Origin of the sequence: Kitasatospora sp. NPDC056273, from assembly GCF_042268845.1 — a bacterium.
In the GTDB taxonomy this organism is placed as follows: domain Bacteria; phylum Actinomycetota; class Actinomycetes; order Streptomycetales; family Streptomycetaceae; genus Kitasatospora.
Genome location: NZ_JBHJSJ010000065.1, coordinates 37,576 through 47,150, shown reverse-complemented (window position 1 = coordinate 47,150; position 9,575 = coordinate 37,576). Strand labels below are relative to the sequence as shown.

The following is a 9,575-nucleotide window of genomic DNA, read 5'->3' as shown; positions in this document are numbered from 1 at the left end:
GCCCGGTTACATTCCGAACCCGGAAGCTAAGCCTTACAGCGCCGATGGTACTGCAGGGGGGACCCTGTGGGAGAGTAGGACGCCGCCGAACAATTATTCCGAAAAGCCCCTTCCCATCCGGGAAGGGGCTTTTTGCGTTACCCTCTGCCAATGCAGAACCTGACCCTGACCTGGCAGTCCGCCGGGGCCGTCTCCGTCGGCCTCTACGCGGGCGCGTACGCCGCGGCGAAGGGCCGGAAGCCGGCGCTGTCCGCGTTGTTGCGGGAGGCCGGCACGCTGCTGGCGCTGTTCGCCCTCTGGCAGTTGGTCGGGCACCTCTCGGTGATGAGTACGGACCACGCGCTGGACCGCGCGAGCTGGATCCACCACACCGAGCAGGTGATCGGACTGCCGGACGAGGCCTCCTGGCAGAAGGCGGTCACGCCGTACCCGGTGCTGGTGAGGCTGGCGAACTACTACTACGCGGCCATGCACTTCGCCGTGATGCTCGGCGTCCTGCTCTGGGTGTTCGTGCGGCACCGCGAGCGCTACGCGTGGGTGCGCAACACGGTGGTGATCACGACCGCGGTCTGTCTGCTGGTGCAGTTCATCCCGGTGGCGCCGCCGCGGATGCTCCCGGAGAGCGGCTTCGTCGACGTGGCCGCCCAGTACGGGCAGTCGGTGTACGGCGGAGCGGTCGGCGGTGTGCTGGTGGCCGACCAGCTGTCGGCGATGCCCTCGGTGCACGTCGCCTGGTGCGTGCTGGCGGCGGTCGCGGTGATCCGGGTGTCGCGCAGTTCGCTGCGATGGGTGATGGTGCTGCACCCGGTGCTGACGGTGGCCGTGGTCGTGGTGACGGCCAACCACTTCTGGCTGGACGGCATCGTGGCGGTGGCGATCCTGCTTCTGGCCTACGCCGTGCTGGCGGTGGCGGCACGGCGCCGGGGCCGGGCCTCCGCCGGGACGGAGGTCCGGCCCCTCAGCGCCGCCGAGGAGCGGCTGGAGCAGGTGGGCTGAACCGACGGTCACTTGACCGGCAGGGCGAGCTTTCCCCAGGAGCCGTTGCTCAGTGCGGAGGTGGCCCGGTACCAGGCGGCGAGCCCGGAGGCGGCCGCGATCCAGCCGCCGGTCTTGGCCAGGCCGCCGTAGCCGCCGAAGCTGGCGACGGCGGAGAGCACCAGGGAGACCGTCAGCAGGCCGTAGACGGCGCGGCCGAGCAGGCCGGCGCCCCAGCTCGCGGCGGTCAGGGTGAGGCCGAGCAGGGCCCACAGCAGCAGGAAGAGGCCGGCGGCGTTCTTTCCGGCTCCGCCGGCCGCGGACCAGGCCGCCCAGAAGGCGCCGAGGCTGGTGAAGGCGGTTCCGGTGAAGCCCTCGCCGCCGCGGAGCTGCCAGAGGCCCGCGATGAAGAGGGTGACGCCGCCGAGGAGGAGGGCGAGGTCGGCCGCGTTCCCGACTCCGGCGCCGTGCAGGACGCCGGTGGAGAGCAGGCCGTAGGCGAGCAGTGTGAGACCGAGCGCGAGGTAGCCGAGGTTACCCGCGTCGGCTCCGGTGGAGCGGGCGTTCGTTGCCCCGGTAGCTTCGTTGCTCACCGGAGGCTCCTTTCACTCTGGGCGCGCGCAGGGCGCAGTGACGCTGTGGTGTCGTCCGGATGAGTGCGGAGAGGAGTGCAGAGAGGTGGAGAGAAGGAGTGGGGATGAGGGCCGCGCGCGACCGCGCCGAGGGCGCACGGCTGTGAGCGTGCGCGGCTGCGGTCGAAGGTGATGGGCCGGCGGACGTGGTGGGCCGGCGGAGAGCCGCCGGTCACGTCCCGGCCGGGGGATTCCCCGGTGGGATCGGTCTACCCGGCCGAAGGCGCTTGTACCATTGTGAATATAACAATTTGTGACTGCGTCAGCGGATGACCGCTCACACCTGACGCCGGGTGGGCACCCGCAGGGTCAGGATCGCCATGTCGTCGGACGGCGGCTCCGGGGCGAAGCGCTCGACCGCGCGCTGCACCCGAGCCGCGACCGCTCCGGCCGTCAGCCCGGTACAGCCGGTGAGCACCTCGGCGAGGCCGTCGTCGCCCAGCATCCGCCGGCCCTCGCGGCGTTCGGTGACCCCGTCGGTGACGCAGAGCAGGACCTCGCCGGGCGCGAGCACCAGGCGCTCGGCGGTGAGGTCGAGGTCGTCCATGACGCCGAGCAGCGGCTGCGGGGTGGCGGCGCGGTCGACCTGGCCGTCGGTGCGCAGTCGCAGCGGCAGCGGATGGCCGGCGCAGACCAGGGAGAGCTCGGTGCTGCCGTCCGGAAGGGGCGTCAGCTCGCCGTAGAGCAGGGTGAGGAAGCGGCTGCGCGAACCCTCGTCCAGGATGGCCGCGTTGAGCCGGCGCAGCACCTGTGGGGCGTCCAGGCCCTCGCGGGCGAGCAGCCGCAGTGAGTGCCGGGCCAGGCCGGTGACCGAGGCGGCCTCGGGGCCGGTGCCGCAGACGTCGCCGATGGCGAAGCCGTAGGTGCCCTCGCGGATGGTGAACAGGTCGTAGAAGTCGCCGCCGACCTCGTTGCCCTCGCCGGCCGCCTGGTAGTAGACGTCCACCTCGACGCCGGGGATCTCCGGCAGGTCCGGAGGGAGCAGGCTTCGCTGGAGGGCCTGGCTGGTGGCGGTGCGCTCGGAGTAGAGGCGGGAGTTGTCCAGGGCGAGGGCGGCCCGGCGGGAGAGGTCCTCGGCGAGTTCGAGGATCTCCTGGCGGAACCGGACGCCGGCCGGGACGCCGAGCACCAGCAGGCCGATGACGCGGTTGCGGGCGGTCAGCGCGAGGACGACGGTCTCGCCGAGCAGGCCGGCCAGGTCCGGGCCGTCGGTGAGGCCGCCGGCCTCGGCGGTCTCGGCGGGGGCCGTCCAGAACCGGACGCCGTGCGAGGGGCCGGCCTCCGGGACGGGGGTCTTGTCGAGCAGGGCGCGCAGCGGGTCGATGCGGTCCTCGTCCTCGTGCAGGACGAAGGCGAGCCGGGCCGGGGAGGAGTGGTCGGCGGTGGTGTAGACGGCGCACCAGGAGGCGAGGGTGGGGACGGCCATCTGGGCCATCAGCGCGAGGGTCTGCTCGTGTTCGAGGGTGCCGGCCAGCAGGTCGGAGGCCTCGACCAGGAAGGAGAGCGAGCCGCGGCGCAGCTGTTCGAGCTCGGTCAGCCGGGTGCTCTCGACGGCGAGGGCGACCCGGTCGGCGGCGAACTGGAGGCGCAGCGCGTCCTCGTTGTCGTAGCGGCCGGGCACGGCGGCGGCGATGCCGAGCGAGCCGATCAGCCGGCCCTCGACCTTGAGCGGGACGGTGATCAGGGAGCGCATGCCGCTGTCGGAGAGCAACGGCAGGCCGGTGGGCCGGGTGGCGAGGTCCTCGTGGACGGAGGGCAGCCGGGCGGAGTCGTAGCGGTTGCCGGTGCCGACCGGGAAGCGGGCGTGCCGGCGGTGCCCGGAGGTGAGGCCGGTGGCGGCGCGGACCTCGAACTCGGCCTCGTCGTCGGTGGTGAGCAGCAGGTACGCGGCGTCGCCGTCGAGCAGGTCGCGGGCGCGTTCGACGGTGCGCTGCAACAGGGTGTCGAGGTCGTCGGTGGCGACCGGGCCGGCCAGCAGGTCGAGCCGGGGGCCGGCCGGGTCGGGGCGCTCGCCGGGCAGGGCGCGGGCGGGGGAGCGCAGCACCGCGCGGTCGGGTTCGAGGACGAGCAGGCAGAGGGTGGAGGGGACGCCCTCGGTGTCCCGCAGCCGGACCTGGACGCCGTACACCTCGACCTCGCGGCCGTCCTGGCGGCGGACGCCGTAGCCGCCCTCCCAGCGGGCCATCCGCAGGGTGTCGGTCAGGCCGAGGCCGCGGGCGGGGGCCTGCGGCCAGACCGCGAGGTCGGCCCAGGGACGGCCGAGGACGGCGGCGGCGGGGTGCTGGAAGAGCGCCTCGGCGTCCGGGTTCCAGGCCAGCACCCGGCCGTCCTCGTCGAGCTGGACGACGGCGACGTGCACCGGGCCCGGACCGCTGGGCAGGTCGCTGCCGGGGGTCGCGGGAACGGCGTAGCGGGTGCCGGACACGTGTACGGGCAGGGCGAGGCGGAACCAGACGGTCTTGCGGCCAGCCGCGTACTCGACGCCCCACCGTTCGGCGAGGGCGGAGCACATCAGCAGGCCGCGGCCGCCCTCGCCGTCCGGGTCGGCGTAGCGGTCGGAGTCGACGACCGGACCGTCGCCGAGCGAGGGCAGGCCGCGCTCGGGATGGTGGTCGGTGACCTCGATCCGGACGCTCTCCTCCTCGCGCAGGCAGCAGACCTCGGCGGCGGTGCCGGCGTGCACGACGGCGTTGGTGACGAGCTCGCTGACCAGCACGACCGCGTCGTCGACGACCTCGGGCAGCCCCCAGCCGAGCAGCGCGTCCCGGACGAAGCCCCGTGCGGCGGCCGCGGACCGGCCGTCGGGGTCGAAGGTGGCGGCTGCGCGCGCGGTGACCACGTTGCCACTTCTCCTCTGCTGCTCTTGCCCTGGCTGTCCGGGGGCGCGGCGCCGACTCCCCGTGCGCGCCGTCGGGGTGAGCGGCGGCGCTGGGTCGGGCCGTGGCCCGGTGCAGCGCTCCACCCTACTTTCCGCTTGGTTCCCCGTGGGGGCGGGGAGTCGAAACTGGCACCAGAGGGTGATTCTGCCCACCTGTTTCGGACGGTGCGGTACGAACCGAGCGCAACCGGCCCTTCACCCGGTGCCGGTGCTGCCAGACTGGGGGGTCCGCGACGGCCGGTGGGAGCAGTACGGTCGTCGGGGTGCCGGCGCGCCGCGGGCCGCCGGTACGCAGCCCGACCGGGCCGGTGCCCGGGTGCGTGCCGCACCGGCACGGGTCGGTCACCGGACAGTTCACGATGTGGGAGGGGCCCGTTGAGTTCGGCCACCAAGGACGCAACCGGAACGACGCCGCCCGCCCCGCGCGGTGGGCGCCCCGGGGCCGCGCCGCGGAACGCGGCCGGTCGGCGGGTGAGTCACAACCGTGGCGCGGAGCCCGCCGAGCTGCGCAAGCTGCTGTCGGCGCTGACCGCGATGCGGGACGGAAACTTCCGCCGCCGGCTGACCGTCCCCGGGGACGGGCCGTTGGCCGAGATCGCCGCGGTCTTCAACGAGGTCGCCGAACGCAACCAGCACCTGACCGGTGAGCTGGCGCGGGTCCGCCGGGCGGTGGGCCGCGAGGGCCGGCTGAACGAGCGGCTGGAGACCGGCGCGGGCGAGGGCGCCTGGATGGCGGCGGTCGACAACTGCAACGCGCTGATCGACGACCTGGCCCGCCCGATGGCCGACGTGGGCCGGGTGCTCACCTCGATCGCCGAGGGCGACCTGGACCAGAAGATGGAGCTGCGCTCGCTGCACAGCAACGGGGTGAGCCACCCGCTGCGCGGCGAGTACCTGAAGATCGGGCGGACCGTCAACGGGCTGGTGGACCAGCTCTCCGAGTTCACCGACGAGGTGACCCGGGTGGCCCGCGAGGTCGGCACCGAGGGCAAGCTCGGCGGCCAGGCCAAGGTCCGCAGCGTGTCCGGGAGCTGGAAGGACCTGGCGGACTCGGTCAACACCATGGCGGGCCGGCTGACCGCCCAGGTCCGCAACATCGCCCAGGTGACCACGGCGGTCGCCAAGGGCGACCTGTCCCGCAAGGTCACCGTCGAGGTGGCCGGCGAGATGCTGGAGCTGAAGAACACCGTCAACACGATGGTGGACCAGCTGAACGGGTTCGCCGCGCAGGTCACCGGGGTGGCCAGGGACGTGGGGACGGAGGGTCGGCTCGGCGGTCAGGCCCAGGTGCCGGGCGTGGCCGGGGTCTGGCGGGACCTGACCGACTCGGTGAACTTCATGGCCGACAACCTGACCGGCCAGGTCCGCAACATCGCCCAGGTGACCACGGCGGTGGCGCGCGGGGACCTCTCGCAGAAGATCGAGGTGGACGCGCGCGGCGAGATGCTGGAGCTGAAGAACACCATCAACACGATGGTCGACCAGCTCTCCGGCTTCGCCGAGCAGGTGACCAGGGTGGCCCGCCAGGTGGGCACCGAGGGGCGGCTCGGCGGGCAGGCCCAGGTGCCCGGGGCGGCCGGGGTCTGGCGGGACCTGACCGACAACGTCAACTTCATGGCGAACAACCTCACCGATCAGGTGCGCAACATCGCCCAGGTGACGACCGCGGTCGCCAAGGGCGACCTGTCGCAGAAGATCCAGGTGGACGCGCGCGGGGAGATCCTGGAGCTGAAGAACACCATCAACACGATGGTGGACCAGCTGGGCGCCTTCGCGGACGAGGTCACCCGGGTCGCCCGGGACGTCGGCACCGAGGGCATCCTCGGCGGCCAGGCCAGCGTGCCCGGCGTGGCCGGCATCTGGAAGGACCTGACCAACTCCGTCAACCTGATGGCCAACAACCTGACCAGCCAGGTCCGGAACATCGCCGAGGTGACCACGGCGGTGGCGCGCGGCGACGTCTCCAAGAAGATCACCGTCGACGCCCGGGGCGAGATCCTGGAGCTGGTGACGACCGTCAACACCATGGTCGACCAGCTGTCGGCGTTCGCCGACGAGGTGACCCGGGTGGCCCGCGAGGTGGGCACCGAGGGCATCCTGGGCGGCCAGGCCCGGGTGCGCGGGGTGTCGGGCATCTGGAAGGACCTGACCGACAACGTCAACTTCATGGCGTCGAACCTGACCGGACAGGTGCGCAACATCGCCGAGGTCGCCGGTGCGGTGGCCCGCGGCGACCTCTCCAAGAAGATCGCGATCGACGCGCAGGGCGAGGTGGCGGCGCTCGCCGCGACCCTCAACACCATGGTCGACCAGCTGTCCTCCTTCGCGGTGGAGGTCACCCGGGTGGCCCGCGAGGTCGGCACCGACGGCACCCTGGGCGGCCAGGCGAGCGTGCCGGGCGTGGCCGGCATCTGGAAGGACCTGACCGACAACGTCAACCTGATGGCCAACAACCTCACCGGCCAGGTGCGGAACATCGCGCTGGTGATCACCGCGGTGGCCCGCGGCGACCTCTCGCAGAAGATCGACGTCGACGCGCGCGGCGAGATCCTCCAGCTCAAGACCAGCATCAACACCATGGTCGACCAGCTCTCCGCGTTCGCCGACGAGGTCACCCGGGTCGCCCGCGAGGTGGGCACCGACGGACGGCTCGGCGGCCAGGCCCGGGTACCCGGCGTGGACGGCACCTGGCAGGACCTCACCGAGTCGGTGAACGAACTGGCCAACAACCTGACCCGGCAGGTGCGCGCGATCGCCCAGGTCGCCACCGCGGTCACCAGGGGCGACCTGAGCCTGCGGATCGACGTGGACGCCGCGGGCGAGCTCGACGAGCTCAAGGACAACATCAACCAGATGATCGCCAACCTGCGCGAGACCACCCGCACCAACCAGGAGCAGGACTGGCTCAAGACCAACCTGGCCCGGATCTCCGGCCTGCTCCAGGGCCGCCGGGACCTGGAGGCCGTCGCCTCGCTGATCATGACCGAGCTGACCCCGGTGGTCTCGGCCCAGCACGGCGCCTTCTTCCTCGCCCAGCCGGCCGGCCGCACCGCTGAGCTGATCACCGAGGACGACGACGAGAACGACACCGTGCTGCGCCTGATCGGCAGCTACGGCTACCAGCGGCGGGCGATGCCGACCACCTTCCGGCCCGGCGAGTCGCTGATCGGCCAGGCCGCGGTGGAGAAGCGGGCGATCATCCTCAAGGAGGCGCCGCCCGGGTACCTGAAGATCGCCTCCGGCCTCGGCGAGGCCTCCCCGGCCCACATCGTGGTGCTGCCGGTGCTGTTCGAGGGCCGGCTGCTGGGCGTGATCGAGCTGGCCACCTTCAGCTCCTTCACCACCGTCGCGCTGGACTTCCTGAACCAGATCGCCGACCTGATCGGCGTCACCGTCAACACCATCAGCGTCAACACCAAGACCGAGGGCCTGCTGCTGGAGTCCCAGCGGCTGACCGCCGAACTCTCGATGCGGTCCGCCGAGTTGGAGGCCCGCCAGGAGGAACTGGAGCGCACCAACGAGGAGTTGCAGGAGAAGGCCGAGCAACTCGCCCAGCAGAACCGCGACATCGAGATCAAGAACGGCGAGATCGAGGAGGCCCGGCAGGTCCTGGAGGAGCGCGCCGAGCAGCTCGCCCTGGCCTCCCGGTACAAGAGCGAGTTCCTCGCCAACATGTCGCACGAGCTGCGCACCCCGCTCAACTCGCTGCTGATCCTGGCCAAGCTGCTCTCCGACAACAACGAGGGCAACCTCTCGCCCAAGCAGGTCGAGTTCGCCGACACCATCCACGGCGCGGGCTCCGACCTGCTCCAGCTGATCAACGACATCCTCGACCTGTCCAAGGTCGAGGCCGGGAAGATGGACGTCCGCCCGGCCCGGATCGCCCTGGTCCAGCTGGTCGACTACGTCGAGGCCACCTTCCAGCCGGTCGCGCTGGACAAGAACCTGGACTTCGCCGTCCGGGTCTCGCCCGCCCTGCCGGTCACCCTGCACACCGACGAGCAGCGGCTCCAGCAGGTGCTGCGCAACCTGATCTCCAACGCGGTGAAGTTCACCGACGCCGGAGCCGTCGACTTCTCGATCCGCCAGGCCGGCCGGGAGGTCCCGCAGCACGTGCGCGAGCGGCTGCTGGAGTCCGGCTCGATCCAGGGCCCGGACGACGAGCTGATCGCCTTCTCGGTCTCCGACACCGGCATCGGCATCCCCGACAACAAGCTGCGGGAGATCTTCGAGGCGTTCAAGCAGGCCGACGGCACCACCAGCCGCAAGTACGGCGGAACCGGCCTCGGCCTGTCCATCAGCCGGGAGATCGCCAGGCTGCTCGGCGGCGAGATCCACGCCGAGAGCGAGCTGGGCAAGGGCTCGACCTTCACGCTCTACCTGCCGCTGCGCACCGAGGCCCCGGAGCCCGTCGGCGACCCGCGCCAGGGCGCTCCGGGCAGCCTGGCGCCGCGGGCCTCGGTCGGGGTGACCCCGGTGGGCCTTCCGGTGCCGGTCGGCGAGAACCCGGCCGACCACTGGGCCCAGGAGGTCCGCGAGCTGGCCGAGGAGCGCCGCCGCGGCGCGGTGGAGCGCCGGCGCAGCGCCGCCCTGGAGAGCGCCGCCGGCCCGCGGACGGTGGAGCCCGTACCGCCCCGCCCGGCCGGCGGCGGCCGCCGCTTCGACGGCCAGCAGGTGCTGATCGTGGACGACGACGTCCGCAACGTGTTCGCCCTCACCAGCGTGCTGGAGCAGCACGGCCTGACCGTCCTGTACGCGGAGAACGGCCGCGAGGGCATCGAGATGCTGGAGCAGCACGAGAGCGTGGCGCTGGTCCTGATGGACATCATGATGCCGGAGATGGACGGCTACGCGACCACCGAGGCGATCCGCCGGATGCCCCAGTTCGCCGGCCTGCCGATCATCGCGCTGACCGCCAAGGCGATGAAGGGCGACCGGGAGAAGTCGCTGCAGGCGGGCGCCACCGACCACATCACCAAGCCGGTGGAGACCGACCACCTGCTGTCGGTCATGCACGAGTGGTTGAGCGGCGACCGGGCGTGACCCGGGGGGAGGCGTGAACCCCGGCCCGGGCCCCGGGGTTCACTCCG

The 9,575-nt window shown here is 72.2% G+C and carries 4 protein-coding genes and 1 rRNA gene; 3 read left to right on the top strand and 2 right to left on the bottom strand.

The features are described 5' to 3' along the window. Nucleotides 1-91 (top strand): 5S ribosomal RNA (rrf, locus tag ACFCY1_RS35990); the annotation flags it as partial. A 59-nt stretch (nucleotides 92-150) separates the two neighbouring features. Then, nucleotides 151-996 carry a phosphatase PAP2 family protein gene (locus ACFCY1_RS35985; RefSeq protein WP_079272802.1) on the top strand — a complete coding sequence of 282 codons (846 nt, stop codon included), beginning with the start codon at nucleotides 151-153 and terminating at the stop codon, nucleotides 994-996. 8 nt (nucleotides 997-1,004) lie between these two features. Here the strand turns inward: ACFCY1_RS35985 and ACFCY1_RS35980 are convergent, their stop codons facing one another. Beyond that, on the bottom strand, nucleotides 1,005-1,568 hold the full coding sequence (locus tag ACFCY1_RS35980; protein WP_049658771.1) for a GPR1/FUN34/YaaH family transporter: 564 nt from the start codon (nucleotides 1,566-1,568) through the stop codon (nucleotides 1,005-1,007). 316 nt (nucleotides 1,569-1,884) lie between these two features. After that, on the bottom strand, nucleotides 1,885-4,446 hold the full coding sequence (locus ACFCY1_RS35975) for a SpoIIE family protein phosphatase (protein ID WP_049658769.1): 2,562 nt from the start codon (nucleotides 4,444-4,446) through the stop codon (nucleotides 1,885-1,887). A gap of 573 nt (nucleotides 4,447-5,019) precedes the next feature. Between ACFCY1_RS35975 and ACFCY1_RS35970 the strand changes: the two genes are divergently transcribed. Beyond that, a complete protein-coding gene (locus ACFCY1_RS35970) occupies nucleotides 5,020-9,528 on the top strand; it encodes a hybrid sensor histidine kinase/response regulator (RefSeq protein WP_074005718.1) in 4,509 nt (1,502 codons plus the stop codon). Nucleotides 9,529-9,575: the final 47 nt, after the last annotated feature.

Excerpts from the sequence above, each read along its gene's own strand:
- ACFCY1_RS35985 (WP_079272802.1), top strand. The coding sequence starts at position 151 with ATGCAGAACCTGACCCTGACCTGGCAGTCCGCCGGGGCCGTCTCCGTC.
- ACFCY1_RS35970 (WP_074005718.1), top strand. The coding sequence starts at position 5,020 with ATGCGGGACGGAAACTTCCGCCGCCGGCTGACCGTCCCCGGGGACGGG.